Here is a 15,415-nt window from a genome sequence, read left to right as displayed (position 1 = left end):
TCCGACTTCGGATGTTCAGTGCTTCATCGCGGTCGTTTCCTGTTGCAATTCAAGGTGCAGAAGCGGGGCCAACACATTGGCGAAAGCGGTCAAATAAGCTTTCTCATCATCATTGTAAGACTTTTCTTCGTCCCCTGTCACACTCAGGACACCCAGGACGCGGTCTCCCGCCCGGATGGGAACGCAGATGAGGGAATGGTAGGTGGACTGGGCCTTGGGATGGGTTTTAAACCGGCTTCCCGGGGTATGGATTTCCCCCGAGAAAAAGATTTCACCCGTCCGGAAGGTGTGACCGGCAGCGGAATCGGTGATCGGCAGACGGAGCTTTCGCATGCCGTCGGGGCTGTGGGCCGCCGCCTCATGGACTTTCAGGGTGCCGTCCCCGGCGTCGATGAAAATGCAAACCTTGGGATTGTTCGCCTTTTTGCCGGACATGGACGCCAACAGCGAAGAAAGGAAATAATTGTAGACATAACGCCGTTGATCCTCAAAATCTTCACAAGGTTGGGAAAGGATGCGGGAAACTTCCCCCGCCAGGGTGCTGACGGAGTGAAGGACGTAACTCTTCTGTTTGCTGTTCTCAAGAATCTCTTTGTTCTGCTTCTCCAATTCCACCAGTTTGCCATTGGAGTGGAGGTTGAGGCCAAACAACGAAACTTCATCCCCGTTTTTGGCTCTCCAGAGAATGATGCCGGCCAGGATCGTCCCGAAGGCGACCAAACCATACGCAAACCAAGGGTTCTTGATGATGATCTGAAAGAAAAATTCATCCATGAGCTTAACATCACCATCTTCAGTGGGATTTCATGTTTGACCCCTTCACGCTTCCCGCTTTGCCCACACTTGACCCATGGATCCAGGTTTGTTATGAGCCATCGATTGGGGTGGGAAATGGTGCTTTGCCCCGCTCCGGTGGTACCTGCAGGGCACCCCGCCTGGGGCCGCATCGCTCCCGGTCTCGCTGCGGCCATACACGACTCCCTTTCAACACTGGATAAACAATGGTGTTGCCACAAGATCCTGTTTCTATTTTTCACTTGGCTTTGATCATCCGCGCGATAAAAAAACCGTCACTGTCAAAGTGATGGGGCAAAATCTGCACCCAGCCTTCCCCCCGGAGGGCTTTTTCCCGTACGGCTTCAGGCAAACGGTCCTCCAAGGAGCCGTCCGGGCGGAATTCCGGATGTCTTTCAAGGAAGGCACTCACCTGCTCTGCGTTCTCCTTCGGTTCCAAGGTGCACGTGCTGTACACCAAGGTTCCCCCGGGGACCACGAGTTCAGCGGCGGCATCCAACAATTGCGCCTGGAGGGAGGTCAAGGACGCAACTTCCCGGGGCTCTTTGGACCATTTGATATCGGGTTTCCGGCGGATCACCCCCAGTCCGGAACAGGGCGCGTCCAGCAAGACCCGGTCGAAAGGCTCCACATTGCCAGGCAATTCCCTGAGATCCGCCCGACGGGCTTCCACGATGGTCAAACCCAGCCTTCGGACCTGGTCCTCGATCAGCCGGATTTTGTGGGGATGGAGATCACAGGAGAAGAGGACACCTTCGTTCTTCATTCGTTCTCCCAGGTGACCGGTCTTTCCGCCGGGTGCCGCACATCCGTCCAACACCCGTTCCCCCGGCCGGGGATCCACCACTTCGGAGACCAGCATGGAACTCTCGTCCTGAATCGTAACCCACCCTTCCCGGAACAGGAGTCCGCGGGCGGGATTTCCTCCTCCCTTAAGGATGAGCCCTTGGGAAGAGAGGGGAGAGGCCTCGACCTCCATCCCGGGGTTCTGTTCCGAGAGCAGTCGGGCGACCGTCTCCCGGTCGCTTTTCAAAGGATTGACCCGAACAGCCGTCCGGGGCGGTCGGTTGCCGGCCTCCAGCACCGCCCGGGCCGTCTCCTTTCCGTAGACTTCCATTAATCGCCGGACCATCCATTCCGGGTGAGAGGTGGCGAGGGCCAACTTTTCCGGAGTTTCCGGATCTTCGGGGAGCGTCCACTCCCGGCGCCGGCGCTGATAGGATCGAAGTACGCCGTTGACCAACCCCGAGACCCCCCGGTGTCCCCTCTCCTTGGCCATCCGGACCGTCTCGTGGACCGCGGCCCGCCCCGGAATCCGGTCCAGATAACGAAGTTGGTAGATTCCCATGCGGAGGAGGTGGCGCACCCAGGGTTCCAGGGATGTCACGCCTTTCTTTACGAGTCCGTTCAGGATCCAGTCCAACGTGTTCCGCCTTTGAATGGTCCCGTAGACCAGCTCCGTGGCCAGTCCCCGGTCCCGTGAAGAAAGTCCGCTCTTTGTAAGAGCGTCGTTCAGAAGGAGATTGCTGTACGCCCCTCTTTCCTCCACGGCCATCAGAACATCCAGTGCCACATCCCGCGCTGTTTTGCGGCGCGCCATCACGATTCCCCCAATACCTCGCCGGGCTCCATGTTCCGCCCCCGTACGAATTGTTCCGCCGTCATCCGTTTTTTACCCGACGGCTGCAGTTCCAGAACGCGAAGGGCCCCATCCCCGGCGGCGACCAGCACTCCGTCGTCTTCCACCTGGAGGACGGTTCCGGGCGGCGCCGGCTCGGAAAGGGCGACGGGTTCGGCCCGCCAGATCTTAAGGGGTTTCCCTCTCCAGGTGGTATAGGCCCCCGGCCAAGGGGAGAGGCCCCGGACCTGGTTGAATAGTTCTTCCGAAGACCGGGTCCAGTCGATCCGTTCATCCTCCCGTCGAATGTTGGGCGCGAACGTCGCCTGTTCCGGGTCCTGGGGCGACGCTTCCACCTCCCCTTTCAGAAGAGCCGGCACCGTCTCCAACAACAGCTCGGCCCCCGCACGGGCCAACTTATCGTGAAGGGTCCCGACATTATCCTCCCGTGTGATGGGAACGGTCCGCTGACTCAGCATATCCCCGGCATCCAACGCCTCCACCATATACATGATCGTCACGCCCGTCTCCTTCTCCCCCCGGATCAGCGCATGGTGGATCGGGGCCCCGCCCCGATATTTGGGAAGCAGGGAGGCATGCACGTTGATGCAGCCCCATTTGGGGGCTTCCAGAATTTCACGGGGGAGGATCTGCCCGTATGCTGCCGTGACGACCAAATCCGGCTTCATCGCCAACACGGTCCGAACACTTTCCGGGTCCCTCAGCCGTTCCGGCTGAAACACCGGAATTCCCAGCTCCTGTGCCGCCACTTTCACCGGGGGCGGGGTCGGCAGCCGCTTTCTTCCCCGGGGACGGTCCGGTTGGGTGATGACGGAAACCACCCGGTATCCCCCGTTCACCAGCGCTTTTAAGGAAGGCACCGCAAAATCGGGCGTCCCCATGAAAACGATCCGCGTTTTTGTCATCCCGATCCTTCCTCTTCTTCTTCTTTTGGAGGTTCAAAGACCCGCTCCGCGATGTCAGTGAAAAGAATGCCGTTCAGGTGGTCCACTTCGTGCTGCAGAATCCGTGCCAGGTATCCTTCCGCTTCCAGTTCAAAAAACGATCCGTTCCGGTCTTGCGCCTTCATCGTCACCTTTTCCGCCCGCCGGACATCCCCCAGGAGTCCCGGGATGCTGAGACACCCTTCCGGCGGCGAAATCTGCTCTCCCTTCTTGTCAAACAGTTCGGGGTTCACCGCTTCAATCAGGCCGTTTCCATCATCGGCGACGATCACCCGTTTGGAAATCCCGATCTGGGGAGCGGCCAGTCCGACACCGGGGGCGTCATACATGGTGTCCGCCATGTCATCGAGAAGTTTGTGGAGCCGTGCGTTGAATTTGGTGACCGGTTTTGCTTTTTCCTTCAGGATGGGATCCGGCACCAGAACGATTTTTCGTATGCCCAAAACATTCAACCTCCTGTTCTCATCCGTCCCCTCCGGCGGACAAGGAAACCCCGTCCCGGTCGATGCCAAGCCGGAGTTCCGGGTCTTTCAAGCCCGCCTTCAGCCCGCGGAGGGTTTCGACGAAGCCGGTGGGTTCATCTGTAAGGTTATTATATTTGATGATGATCTGAATGCGGTACCGATCTTTGATCCGGGGGATGGGCGCGGAAACCGGACCCAAAAGCTCCCCGCCTTCAGGCAGCCGGGGAGCGAGGAAACGGGCGGCACGGGACCCGGCCTGCATCAGTTTCACCCGATCGGGATGGCTGAAAAGGAGGGTGAACAACCGGCAAAAAGGCGGATAACGAAGCCGTTTCCGCAAACGGCACTCCTCGCGGTAAAAGGACTCCGCCTTCTGTTCCGCCGCCATGCGGATACTGTAATGTTCCGGAGAGTAGGTCTGGATGACCACGCGCCCCGGTTTGTCGTGGCGGCCGGCCCGTCCGCTGACCTGGGTCAACAACTGAAACGTCCGCTCTGCAGCCCGGAAGTCGGGAAGATGAAGCATGGTGTCGGCCGCGATCACGCCCACCAAGGTGACGCCCGGAAAGTCCAGCCCTTTGGCAATCATTTGAGTGCCCAGCAATACATCGGCTTTCCCCTTTCCGAAGGCGGTAAGGAGGCGTTCGTGGGCTCCTTTGCGTCGGGTGGTGTCCACATCCATGCGGATCACCCGCAACCCCGGCATCGTCCGGGCCAATTCTTCCTCCACCCTTTGGGTTCCGGTGCCGAAATACCGGATATGCGAACTCCCGCAGGATGGGCACTCCCGCGGGACCTGACGGGTGTAACCGCAATAATGGCATCTCAGTGTCTGGTTGGTCCTGTGATAGGTAAGGGAGATGTCGCAGTGGGGACATTCCACGGATTCCCCGCATTCCCGGCACAATACAAAGGTGGAAAATCCGCGTCGGTTGAGAAAAAGGACCGCCTGATCCCCCCGATCCACACAGGCTTGCAACTGCTCCTTGAGCGACCGGCTGAAGATGGACCGGTTTCCCGAGCGGAGCTCCTCTCTGAGATCGACGACTTCCACCGGTGGAAAGGGCCGGTTGTGGACCCGTTCGGTCAACTGCGCCCAATCGTAGCCGCCCACCCTGGCCCGGTAGTAGCTTTCCACGGAAGGGGTGGCGGTTCCCATCACCAGCACGGCCCCGTGTTCAGCGCACCGGCGGCGGGCTACCTCACGCGCATGGTAGCGGGGCTGCTCCTCCTGTTTGTAGGAGTTTTCATGCTCTTCGTCGATCACAAGGAGCCCCAGGTCGGGAAAAGGGGCAAAAACCGCCGAACGGGCACCGATCGCCACTTGGACTTCTCCCGTCCGGATCTTTCTCCATTCATCGTACCGCTCCCCGTGGGAGAGGCCGCTGTGCAAAACAGCCACTCGGCCGCCGAAACGGCCTTTGAACCGTTTCACCATCTGGGGCGTCAGGGAAATCTCGGGTACGAGGACGATCGCCTGTCGTCCTTGGTTCAGTGTTTCCGTAATCGCCTGAAGATAGATTTCCGTCTTTCCGCTCCCCGTCACCCCGTGGAGCAGGACTGTCCGGTGCCGGCCTTCCCGTAGGGGAGCGACAATCTTTTGAAAGACGCTCTCCTGTGCGGGGGTCAATGACAGCGGTTCGGTTTTTTCAAAGGAGCGGCCCGCAAAGGGGTCCCGGTAGGTTTCCCTTTCTTCCCGGTGAAGAAGCCCCTTGTCCACCAGCCGGTCCACTGTGGACTTCGTTGCGCCCAGACGGGAAAGCAACGCCGGCTGAAGAATGTCTTCCCGGTGTTCGATGAAAAAGTGCAGCATCTCCCTTTGGCGAAGGGCGTTTTTGGGAAGTTTCCCCGCGGCTTCCCGGAGTACCGCCGCCGGTTGCGCCGGAGAAATCCAAGTCTGTCTCTTCCGGGTGGTCCGATCCCCCACCCGTTCTTCCACAACCAGATGTCCTTTCTCCGCCATCCGACGAACCAGCGACCGGCTCACCCCCTCGAGCTCGAGGGCCTCCTTCAGGGAAAGTTCCCCCTTTTTTTGTAACGCCCGGACCAATGTCTCCTCCGCTCCCGCGATGAACCCTTCCGAAACGAAACCGGGACCGAGGCGCAGGACTCTCCGGTACTTTCCCTTCAGCACGGCGGGGACCATGGCCTGAAGGGCCGTGATCCAGGGACAAAGGTAGACCCGGGCCATCCAACGGGCCAGCTTCACCAGTTCCGGGGTGAGAGGCGGGGTGAGATCCATCACGTCCAGAATCGGTTTGAGGTGCCTCAAGTCCCTTTCTGCCGGAAAGCCGACGACATACCCCACCAATTTCCTGGGACCGAAGGGGACTTTTACCCGGCTCCCGATCGCCACTTCCTCTTCCAACTCCGGAGGCACGAGATAGTCAAAAGGCTTGTCCGTTGCCTCTGCAGCCACATCCACCACGACGGAAGCGACGCGTTCACCGCTCATTTAGCCGTTCCCCGATCAAGCCGATCAGACGCCTGGCCACTTCCGTTTTGCTCATCCGCGGAAGACTCATGACTTCCCCTTTTTGGTCATAGACCGTCACGATATTGGTATCTTCGTCAAACCCGGCTCCGGCCCGGGTCACATCATTGGCCACGATCAGGTCCAGGTTTTTTCGTCTGAGTTTTTCTGCCGCGTTTTCGCCCACCCGATCGGTTTCCGCGGCAAAACCGACCAAAAACCGCCCTTCTTTCCGCTTTCCCAACTCCTCGGCGATATCCCTCGTTTTCCTCAGTTCGAGGGAGATCCGGTCCCCTTTTTTCTTGATCTTCCGTTCCGCTGTCTGCACCGGCGTGTAATCGGCCACGGCCGCGGCTTTGATGATCACATCGGAGGACTTCATTTCCCGCATCACCGCCTCATACATTTCGGCTGCGGTGGTGACCTCCACCTTTCTCACCTCCGGAGGAGCCGTGAGGTCGGCGGGACCGCTGACCAACACGGTCTCGGCCCCCGCCCGGGCCGCGGCCTCGGCAAGGGCATAACCCATTTTTCCGGAGGAGCGGTTGGTAAGGTAACGGACCGGGTCCACCGGCTCCCGGGTCGGACCTGCCGTTACCAGCACCCGTTTTCCCTGAAGGATCGTCGGGGTCTCCTGCAGCAATTCCTCCACGGCAGCCAATATGGCGGAAGGTTCTTCCATCCGCCCCTTGCCCACGTATCCGCAGGCCAACTGTCCGGAGGCGGGATCCACGAAACGGTATCCCAGTCGAAGCAGTTTTTGGAGGTTTTCTTGAACGACTGGATGCTCATACATATGTACGTTCATCGCCGGAGCGATCAACACCGGAGCTCGGGTGGCAAGGAGCGTGGTGCTCAACATATCATCTCCCAAGCCGTTGGCCATTTTCCCGATGAGGTTGGCCGTGGCGGGAGCGATCACGATCAGATCGGCGTGATCGGCCAGATCGATGTGGGTGACCACCGAGGGATCTTTCTCTTCAAAGGTGTCCACGGCCACATGATTTCTGGACAAAGCCTGGAACGTCAGCGGGGTGACAAAGCGCGTGGCGGATTCCGTCATGATCACCCGCACATCCGCACCCCGCTGGGTCAGTTGGCTTACCAACCCCGCCGCTTTGTAGGCCGCGATCCCCCCTGCCACACCCACGACAATTCGCTTTCCATGCAAGATGGTCCCTCCTCTCCGACAAAAAATAACAACCCGGTCAGGTTGTTATTTTTTATCCCCGCCGTCAAAGGCGCTGGCAGGCGGCACCAGATGTCCTTCTGCAATCTCTTCCAGGGCAATGCCCACGTATTTGTTGGAACGGGACTCCAGGTGGGGAGTGGCTCCTTCCAGTAACTGACGGGCCCGCTTCGCCGCCAGGATCACCAGCGTGTATTTGCTGTCCGCTTTGGACATCAATCGGTCAATCGACGGATACAGCATATTTAAAATCCCTCCAACCAATCGGGGTTTTCTTTGAACAACCGTTCCCTCCGGCAACGTTCCGCCACCATGATGGAACGGATCTGATGACAGGCTTTTGCCACTTCGTCGTTCACCACGACATAATCGTACTGATGGACTTGTTCCAGCTCATCCGAAGCCGCCATCATCCGGTTTTGAACCGCATCTTCCGTTTCCGTCCCCCGTCCTTGAATCCGGGCGCGGAGCTCTTTCATCGAAGGGGGGAGAAGAAAAATGAAAACTCCTTCCGGAAAGCGCTCCTTCACCTGCCGGGCGCCCTGCACTTCGATCTCCAGGAGGACGTTTTTCCCTTCCTCCAGGCGGTCCTCGACAAACCGCCGGGGAGTTCCGTAATAGTTATCGACGTATTGGGCCCATTCCAGCAGCTCCCCTTCGTCGATCATCCGCCTGAACTCCTCTTTCGATTTGAAAAAATAGTTGATTCCCTCCACTTCCCCTTCCCGGGGTTGGCGGGTGGTCGCCGATACCGAGTAGACCAGCTCGGGAGCCTGCTGCCGGAGTGCGGAGCAGACCGTTCCCTTCCCCGCGCCCGAAGGGCCGGACAAAACGATAAGAAGTCCCTTACTGTAGGTTTGAATACCCATAACGCTCCCTTTCTAGTCTTCCATATCCTCCGAAGAATCCTTGATTGCCAGACGGTGCGCCACCGTCTCCGGTTGAACCGCGGACAGAATGACATGATCGCTGTCCGTGATGATGACCGCCCGGGTCCGGCGCCCGTAAGTGGCGTCAATCAGAACGCCGCGGTCCCGTGCTTCCGTTATGATCCGTTTGATCGGCGCCGAATCCGGACTGACAATCGAGATGATCCGGTTGGCGGAAACAATATTGCCGAAGCCGATATTGATCAGTTTGATACTCAACCTGGAGTGCCCCCTCGAAGCAAAAAGGTCTGTTCTCATCCGCATTCATCTCATTATAACCTGTTTACTCGATATTTTGCACTTGTTCTCTCATTTTTTCAAGCTCGCTCTTACAATCGACCACTCTCTCGGTAATGGCGGCGTCGTTGGCCTTGGAGCCGATCGTATTGATTTCGCGGTTCATTTCCTGAAGGAGAAAATCCAGCCGCCGGCCGGTCGGTTCCTCTTGTTTCAGCGTATCCGAAAAAAGGTCGAAATGGCTGGAAAGCCGGGTCAGTTCCTCCTGAATGTCCGCCTTGTCGGCGAAGATGGCCGTTTCCGTCAGAAGCCGTTCGGGGTCGGGATCGGTCCCGTCCAGGAGTTCACGGATCCGCTCCTCCAGTTTTCTGCGGTATTCCGCCACCACTTCCGGCGCCCGCTTCCGGATCTCCTTCACACAGACACGAAGGGTGTTGATTCGGCGAGCCAGGTCTTGCGCCAGCACGTCTCCCTCCCGTTTCCGCATTTCCGAGAGAGATCCGACAGCCCGTTTCACCGCATCGAGCAACGTCCCGCCCCACTCCTCCGGATCGGCGACAGGTTCTTCCACCCTCAGCACTTCGGGGTGTTGAAGAAGATCCGACAGAGTGAGCGTCCCCTCCACTCCCCACTTTTCCCGCAACACTCGGGCGGCTTCCCGGAGCTCCTCGACCGCATTCCAATCCACGGCCAGTTTCCGCTGGGAATTCTTTTTTCCCTCCACGGTGACGGTCACATCGACGCGCCCGCGCCGGACCGTCTTCCGGACCTCGTTTTTTATGTCATTTTCCAAAGAGCCCCAACCCGCAGGCAATCGGACCGTCAGTTCAAGAAACCGATGATTGACCGACCGGATCTCAACTGTAAAGCGAAGATCGCCCGAGGAGGCAACTCCCCGTCCGTATCCCGTCATACTCCGGATGTGATATTGATCCATCATGCCCCCATTCTAATGGATTTCCGACGCCCCCTCAAGTCGGGGAAACGCGGAAGACAAAAGCGTGACCCGTACACCGGAAAAATAAAACCGCCTCCCGTCGGCGGCAATTGCCGATCGGGATGCGGTTCAGCTTCCGACCGGACCGGGTTGGGGATGCGTCCGGAGCATTTCTCTTTCCAACCGGGCCCGTTCTTCTTCTGCTTTGAATGAGTCCCAACCGAGGGCTTCACCCATGGTGGACAGCACCAGAGGTGCGCTGCCCGCCGCCCGGTACCGGTGAAAGTAAACATCCCCCGTCCGTCGGATGAGGAAATCGGCGGCGGCAACGGCCATCTCCTCCTCGACTGCATGTTCCACTTGGGCTTTCAGCAGCCGGTCTTCGGAATGGCCCGCCCGCTCCCAGACCTTTTCCACGTGGACCCCGTAAAGATGGATCAGTTCCTCCGCCCGTTTTTGGGAGAGTCCCCCTTCTTTCAGCCTGCAAACCCACTCGTTGCGGAAATGGACAAAGCCGTCTCTTCCCAGGTCCGCCCCGCCGCTGATCGACAGCCGATCCGTCCGGCACGGTACAAAGGAATGAATCCCCGCCTTCTCCAGCCGGCGGTTGACCCGGTCCACCACCCGTTCCGCCATTTTGCGGAATCCGGTCAGTTTTCCGCCGGCAATGGTGATCAATCCGGTGGGGGATTCAAAAATCTCGTCTTTTCGGGAGAGTTCCGACGGGCTTTTGCCTTCCTCGTGAATGAGGGGACGGAGCCCGGCCCAGCCGGATTCCACATCTTCCGGTTTCAGACCGGCTTTCGGAAATACGTGGTTCACTCCTTCCAGGAGATAATCCCGGTCCTCCACCGTCATTTCCGGCGAGTCGATGGGACCGTCGTAATCGGTGTCCGTTGTGCCGATATACGTTGTCCGCCCCCGGGGAATGGCAAAAACCATGCGGCCGTCGGGGATGTCAAAGTAGATGGGCTGTTGGAGGGGCAACCGCTCATAGGGAACAACCAGATGGACGCCTTTGGTCAGATGGAGACGTTTTCCCGAGAGGGATCCGTCCCGTTTTCGAAGTTCATCCACCCAGGGGCCCGCCGCATTGACCACTTCCCTCGCCCGGATCCGGTAGGATTCCCCGCTTACCCGGTCACGCACCTTGGCCCCCACCATCCGGTCCCCCTCATAGAGAAAGGAGACGGCCTCGGCATAGTTGACGGTTTTAGCGCCAAGGGAGGAAGCGGTCCTCATCACTTCCAGCGTCAGGCGGGCATCGTCGGTTCGGTATTCCACGTACAGTCCCGAACCTTTTAATCCCCTTTCCGTCAGAAGGGGTTCTTTTTTCAGCGTTTCCTCCCGGGACAGTATTCTCCGTCGTTCTTCTTTTTTGACCCCGGCCAGCCGATCATAGAGATAGAGTCCGATGGAAGAGGCCAGTTTTCCGTAGGTGCCGCCCTCGTAGATCGGCAGCATCATCGGCTTCGGCAACACGATGTGGGGAGCCCGCTCGTGGAGAAGAGCCCGTTCCCGGCCCACTTCCCTCACCAACTTGATTTCCATCTGTTTGAGGTAGCGGAGGCCTCCGTGAATCAATTTCGTCGACCGACTGCTGGTTCCGGCGGCAAAATCCTGCTTTTCCACCAACCCGACGGAAAGACCGCGGGAGGCGGCATCCCAGGCGATCCCCGCCCCCGTGATCCCTCCTCCGATCACCAGCAGATCCAGCTGTTCCCCTTCCATTTCATCCAGCAGGCGTTTTCGATCCTTTGCAGAAAATCGCATGCTGCTGACCTCCCCCCTTTTGGTATGGATTTCGGAAATTTGAAGGTTTCCTCCGGCGGGGACAGGGACCGATTCCCCCGTGGTTCATGGTCGGGCACCTTCGCTCACCGGCCCGGAGTGTCCATGTCCCACAATTCCACGCTGCTGACCGACACGGCACTGGCTCCGTTTTCGATGGCGTTTTTCACGTCGGCCGCCCGGCGAAGCAACCCACCGGCCACGATGGGAATCTCCCGTTTCCGCTTCAGTTCGTCGTAGACCCAGGCGGGCACCACCCCCGGCATCACTTCCACCGCGTCCGCCCTGGATTGCTTCAAAAGCTGTTTCCCCGTTTCCACAGACATGGTATCCGGGATAAACAACCGCTGGATCACGAACAAACCCTCCTCCCTGGCGAAGCGAACCAAGTGGGTCCGGGTGGTCAGCACCCCGTCGGGAGCGATTTCCCGCTTGATGTATTTGAGTGCCGCCCGGTCATTTCCAAACCCCTGAGCCAAGTCCACATGAAGGTAAACCTGTTTTCCCGTCCTGCGGACGCGTTCCACTGTCCGGGCAAGGGTGTTGATCTCCCCGAACAGGAGGAAACACACTTTCGGCTTCGTCCCTTTTAACCGGTTCAGTTCCTCTTCGTTCCGGACAGCAGCAATCACCGGATGCTGCCGGATCCCCTGTTGAAAATCCATCGGTCACGACTTCCTTTCTGAAAAAATGCAAAAAGAGTCCCCACCGACGGCAAACGTTGCTCCGGGTGAGGGACTCTCTTATTATCTCCGGTCCCGACTCTCAGATGTTCAGTTGATGTTGCTCCCTTCTATTTTATACCCGATTCTCTTGGAAGGAAACCGTTACCGCTAAATTTTCAGGTGTGTGGATTAACCATATATTTTTTGCCACGCGACCGTTGGTTATCCGGCAAGGAAGCGCTCCGAATACAACCGGCGAGGGCAGGGGCATCGCCCTTGGAAGCTACACAAGAAGGTTGTTGCCCCTGAACGCCTCCCCCCCGAAAGACTTCCCGCCGGACAGGATGACAAAGGTCAGGGGGGCACAAGTCCCGCTGGTTCGCTTATTCCAATCACTGGATACAACCCTGTTAAATTTTCACTTCCGACCGGGACATGGTGCGGCGGACGGCGTCCTGCCATCCTTTGTACAGGGAATCGCGTTCCTCTTCGGACATTTCCGGAAAATACTCGGCATCGGCGACCCAGTTTTGTTTAATGGAATCCTTATCTTCCCAGTACCCCACCGCAAGTCCCGCCAGATAAGCGGCTCCCAGGGCAGTGGTCTCGTTCACCACGGGCCGTTTCACGGTAACGTTCAGAATATCGGACTGGAACTGCATCAGAAAATTGTTGAGGGCCGCACCGCCGTCAACGTTCAACTGTTGCAGACGGATGCCGGCATCCTGTTCCATGGCGTCCAGCACGTCTTTGGTCTGGTAGGCGAGGGATTCCAGGGCCGCCCGGGCAAAGTGGTCGCGCCCCGTGCCCCGGGTCAACCCGTAGATGGCCCCCCGGGCTTCCATATCCCAGTAGGGAGCCCCCAGTCCGACGAATGCGGGGACCAGATAGACGCCCTCGTTGGAAGTCAGACGCTTGGCAAACGTTTCGGACTCCACGGACGATTCCAGGATCTTCAGTTCGTCGCGGAGCCATTGGACGGCGGCACCGGCCACGAAGATGCTTCCCTCCAAGGCGTATTCCACTTTCCCGTCGATCCCCCAGGCAATCGTCGTCAAAAGGCCGTGGGACGACTCAACGGCCCGTTCCCCGGTGTTCATCAGCATGAAGCAACCGGTCCCGTAGGTGTTCTTGGCCATTCCGGAGGTGAAACAGGCCTGGCCGAACAGAGCGGACTGTTGGTCCCCCGCCGCACCGGCAATCGGGACCCGGTGTCCGAAGAAGACACCTTCTTCGGTATGGCCGTATACCTTGCTGGAGGACTGCACTTCGGGGAGCATGTCGCGGGGCACATCCAAGATCGACAGCAGATCATCGTCCCAGACCTGTTCGTGGATATTGTACATCAGGGTCCGGGAAGCATTGGTATAGTCCGTGACATGGACCTTGCCACCGGTCAGCTTCCAGATCAGCCAGGTGTCGATCGTTCCGAATAAAAGCTCCCCCCGTTCCGCTTTTTCCCTGGCCCCTTCCACGTGGTCCAGGATCCACTTCACCTTGGTACCCGAGAAATAAGCATCCACCACCAGACCGGTTTTTTTCCGGAAGGACGCTTCCAAGCCCCGTTGTTTCAATTGATCACAGATCTCAGCAGTCTGTCGGCTCTGCCACACGATGGCGTTGTACACCGGTTTTCCGGTTTTTTTGTCCCAGACCACGGTCGTTTCCCGCTGGTTGGTGATCCCGATTCCCTCCACTTGATCCGGTTGGATCCCGCTATTTTCAAAGATGCCTTCCAGCACGTTCCGGACCGACTGCCAGATTTCTTCCGCATCGTGTTCCACCCAGCCCGGCTTGGGATACAGCTGGGTAAACTCTTCCTGGAACGCTCCTTTGACCTGACCCTTCCTGTCAAACAGCATCGCGCGGGTACTGGTGGTTCCCTGATCGATGGCCAGCATGAACTTCTCTTCGCTCACGGCTCTTCCCCCTTTTCCTGATTCCGTGTCGTTCTCCGCCGTCTCTCCTCTGTTCCTACGATAACAGACACCACTTCGGATGAAAACGGTTCAAAACCGGCGGCTCAGGTATGGATCGGGCTTTTTTCGCTGTCGGCTCTGGCCTGCCCGGCCGGAATCTCTTCTTTTGAATGGAGGTGGCGACGAACCATTCTGTCATAGATCAGGGCCCCCAGCAATCCCCCGATGATCGGTCCCAGGATGGGCACCCAGAAGTACCCTCCGGGAGCGGGCAAGGCGACGGAGTCCCACCCGGCCACCCAGGCGAAAAGCTTGGGCCCGAAATCCCGGGCGGGGTTGAGGGCAAAACCGGTCAGGGTCCCGAAGGATCCTCCGATCATGGCCACCGTCAGCCCGATCACCATCGGTCCCAGGTGGTTCAGGGCAGGCAACTGTGGATTCTTGTCGTCCACCACGGCCAGAATCACGATCAGCAGAATCGCCGTAATGCAGACTTCCACCAGGAATGCGTCAAAATGGGAGAGAAACGGGGCCGGATAGGTGGAAAAAACGCCGGCGGTTTTCACGCTTTCCTCCGTTCCCCTCACGATATTCTCCGTCTGTTCAAACCTTGCAAAAGCCCCGCGGTACAAGAAGTACACCAAACCGGCTCCGACGAAGGCCCCGGCCACCTGCGACAGGATGTAAGGGATGACGTTTTTCCACGGGAAACCACGGAAAACCGCCACCGTGATCGTCACCGCCGGATTGATGTGCGTCCCCGAAACGGCACCGGTCACATAGATGGCCATGGCAACGGCCAATCCCCAAACAAAGGAAACTTCCCACTGGCTCAACTGGGCCTGGTTCAACACCAGTTGGGCTACGGTTCCACACCCCACAAAAATCAGAATAAACGTACCGATAAATTCTGACAGACACTCCCCCCATAATTTCCTGTCCATGGGCGGTCATTCCTCCTTATATGCCCATATTTGCCGCAATCACCCGGATGAATGGCGTAAAAAGGCCGTACCACGCCCACCCTCGTCACAGCCCGTGTAAGGTGTACGAAGACTGGTGCGGTACGACCTCTCCGGTTCTCCGGTCGTTTGGCAGCGCTTTCATTCCGTCATTATATTCGAGTTTGATTTTTCAATCAAGTCCCGGAAATGACATTTTAACCACAGTGTATGCTGCACTCCGATTGCCGCCATCCATTGTAATGGAGCCCAAATCCGCCGGCAAAGGCAGGAGTGAGTCCTTGAACCGATGTGAAAAAGTGAGTGACAGCATTTACCCAAAGCCGCTCCGGCTGCACTCACAGAGCACAAGTCTCGCCTGGGTCGCTTCTCTCTCCGGTCTCGCTATGCACTCACAGAGCACAAGTCTCGCCTGGGTCGCTTCTCTCCCCGGTCTCGCTATGCACTCACAGAGCACAAGTCTCGCCTGGG

14 protein-coding genes are annotated in these 15,415 nt (G+C 58.3%); all 14 read right to left on the bottom strand.

Annotated elements, in window-relative coordinates; genetic code table 11:
• Nucleotides 1-15: 15 nt before the first annotated feature.
• On the bottom strand, nucleotides 16-774 hold the full coding sequence (locus C8P63_RS06405; RefSeq protein WP_108022525.1) for a GAF domain-containing protein: 759 nt from the start codon (nucleotides 772-774) through the stop codon (nucleotides 16-18).
• Between the two features lie 259 nt (nucleotides 775-1,033).
• Nucleotides 1,034-2,395, bottom strand: a complete 1,362-nt coding sequence (gene rsmB / locus C8P63_RS06400) for a 16S rRNA (cytosine(967)-C(5))-methyltransferase RsmB (protein WP_108022524.1) — start codon at nucleotides 2,393-2,395, stop codon at nucleotides 1,034-1,036.
• A complete protein-coding gene (gene fmt, locus C8P63_RS06395; protein ID WP_108022523.1) occupies nucleotides 2,395-3,339 on the bottom strand; it encodes a methionyl-tRNA formyltransferase in 945 nt (314 codons plus the stop codon). The genes rsmB and fmt overlap by 1 nt, the downstream gene beginning before the upstream one ends.
• Nucleotides 3,336-3,821, bottom strand: coding sequence for a peptide deformylase (def, locus tag C8P63_RS06390; RefSeq protein WP_108022522.1), 486 nt, complete (start codon nucleotides 3,819-3,821; stop codon nucleotides 3,336-3,338). The genes fmt and def overlap by 4 nt, the downstream gene beginning before the upstream one ends.
• 19 nt (nucleotides 3,822-3,840) lie before the next feature.
• Nucleotides 3,841-6,297: a primosomal protein N' gene (gene priA, locus C8P63_RS06385; protein ID WP_108022521.1), complete on the bottom strand. Its 2,457-nt coding sequence runs from the start codon at nucleotides 6,295-6,297 to the stop codon at nucleotides 3,841-3,843.
• Nucleotides 6,287-7,489 (bottom strand): bifunctional phosphopantothenoylcysteine decarboxylase/phosphopantothenate--cysteine ligase CoaBC, encoded by a 1,203-nt coding sequence (coaBC, locus tag C8P63_RS06380; protein ID WP_108022520.1) that lies wholly within the window; start codon nucleotides 7,487-7,489, stop codon nucleotides 6,287-6,289. Before coaBC ends, priA begins: the two co-directional genes overlap by 11 nt.
• 42 nt (nucleotides 7,490-7,531) lie before the next feature.
• On the bottom strand, nucleotides 7,532-7,747 hold the full coding sequence (rpoZ, locus tag C8P63_RS06375; protein ID WP_108022519.1) for a DNA-directed RNA polymerase subunit omega: 216 nt from the start codon (nucleotides 7,745-7,747) through the stop codon (nucleotides 7,532-7,534).
• A 2-nt stretch (nucleotides 7,748-7,749) separates the two neighbouring features.
• Nucleotides 7,750-8,373 carry a guanylate kinase gene (gmk, locus tag C8P63_RS06370; protein ID WP_108022518.1) on the bottom strand — a complete coding sequence of 208 codons (624 nt, stop codon included), beginning with the start codon at nucleotides 8,371-8,373 and terminating at the stop codon, nucleotides 7,750-7,752.
• 12 nt (nucleotides 8,374-8,385) lie between these two features.
• Nucleotides 8,386-8,652, bottom strand: a complete 267-nt coding sequence (gene remA / locus C8P63_RS06365) for an extracellular matrix/biofilm regulator RemA (RefSeq protein WP_108022517.1) — start codon at nucleotides 8,650-8,652, stop codon at nucleotides 8,386-8,388.
• 64 nt (nucleotides 8,653-8,716) lie between these two features.
• Complete coding sequence (locus tag C8P63_RS06360; RefSeq protein ID WP_170109529.1) at nucleotides 8,717-9,607, bottom strand: YicC/YloC family endoribonuclease; 891 nt, start codon at nucleotides 9,605-9,607, stop codon at nucleotides 8,717-8,719.
• Nucleotides 9,608-9,736: 129 nt separating this feature from the next.
• The gene (locus C8P63_RS06355; RefSeq protein WP_108022515.1) at nucleotides 9,737-11,380 is read right to left on the bottom strand and encodes a glycerol-3-phosphate dehydrogenase/oxidase; all 1,644 of its coding nucleotides are present in this window, start codon (nucleotides 11,378-11,380) and stop codon (nucleotides 9,737-9,739) included.
• A gap of 104 nt (nucleotides 11,381-11,484) precedes the next feature.
• Nucleotides 11,485-12,063 (bottom strand): glycerol-3-phosphate responsive antiterminator, encoded by a 579-nt coding sequence (locus tag C8P63_RS06350; protein WP_108022514.1) that lies wholly within the window; start codon nucleotides 12,061-12,063, stop codon nucleotides 11,485-11,487.
• Nucleotides 12,064-12,473: 410 nt separating this feature from the next.
• Nucleotides 12,474-13,964: a glycerol kinase GlpK gene (gene glpK, locus C8P63_RS06345; RefSeq protein ID WP_108022629.1), complete on the bottom strand. Its 1,491-nt coding sequence runs from the start codon at nucleotides 13,962-13,964 to the stop codon at nucleotides 12,474-12,476.
• Nucleotides 13,965-14,086: 122 nt separating this feature from the next.
• On the bottom strand, nucleotides 14,087-14,926 hold the full coding sequence (locus C8P63_RS06340; protein ID WP_108022513.1) for an MIP/aquaporin family protein: 840 nt from the start codon (nucleotides 14,924-14,926) through the stop codon (nucleotides 14,087-14,089).
• Nucleotides 14,927-15,415: the final 489 nt, after the last annotated feature.

Source organism: Melghirimyces profundicolus (genome assembly GCF_003054245.1).
Classification (GTDB): Bacteria; Bacillota; Bacilli; order Thermoactinomycetales; family DSM-45169; genus Melghirimyces; species Melghirimyces profundicolus.
The sequence above is the reverse complement of the archived record's forward strand: the minus strand, read 5'-3'. Positions and strand labels throughout refer to the sequence as shown.

Coding starts and splice junctions, on each gene's coding strand:
- C8P63_RS06405 (WP_108022525.1), bottom strand. CDS start 774: ATGGATGAATTTTTCTTTCAGATCATCATCAAGAACCCTTGGTTTGCG.
- rsmB (WP_108022524.1), bottom strand. CDS start 2,395: ATGGCGCGCCGCAAAACAGCGCGGGATGTGGCACTGGATGTTCTGATG.
- fmt (WP_108022523.1), bottom strand. CDS start 3,339: ATGACAAAAACGCGGATCGTTTTCATGGGGACGCCCGATTTTGCGGTG.
- priA (WP_108022521.1), bottom strand. CDS start 6,297: ATGAGCGGTGAACGCGTCGCTTCCGTCGTGGTGGATGTGGCTGCAGAG.
- rpoZ (WP_108022519.1), bottom strand. CDS start 7,747: ATGCTGTATCCGTCGATTGACCGATTGATGTCCAAAGCGGACAGCAAA.
- gmk (WP_108022518.1), bottom strand. CDS start 8,373: ATGGGTATTCAAACCTACAGTAAGGGACTTCTTATCGTTTTGTCCGGC.
- C8P63_RS06360 (WP_170109529.1), bottom strand. CDS start 9,607: ATGGATCAATATCACATCCGGAGTATGACGGGATACGGACGGGGAGTT.
- C8P63_RS06355 (WP_108022515.1), bottom strand. CDS start 11,380: ATGCGATTTTCTGCAAAGGATCGAAAACGCCTGCTGGATGAAATGGAA.
- C8P63_RS06350 (WP_108022514.1), bottom strand. CDS start 12,063: ATGGATTTTCAACAGGGGATCCGGCAGCATCCGGTGATTGCTGCTGTC.
- glpK (WP_108022629.1), bottom strand. CDS start 13,964: ATGCTGGCCATCGATCAGGGAACCACCAGTACCCGCGCGATGCTGTTT.
- C8P63_RS06340 (WP_108022513.1), bottom strand. CDS start 14,926: ATGGACAGGAAATTATGGGGGGAGTGTCTGTCAGAATTTATCGGTACG.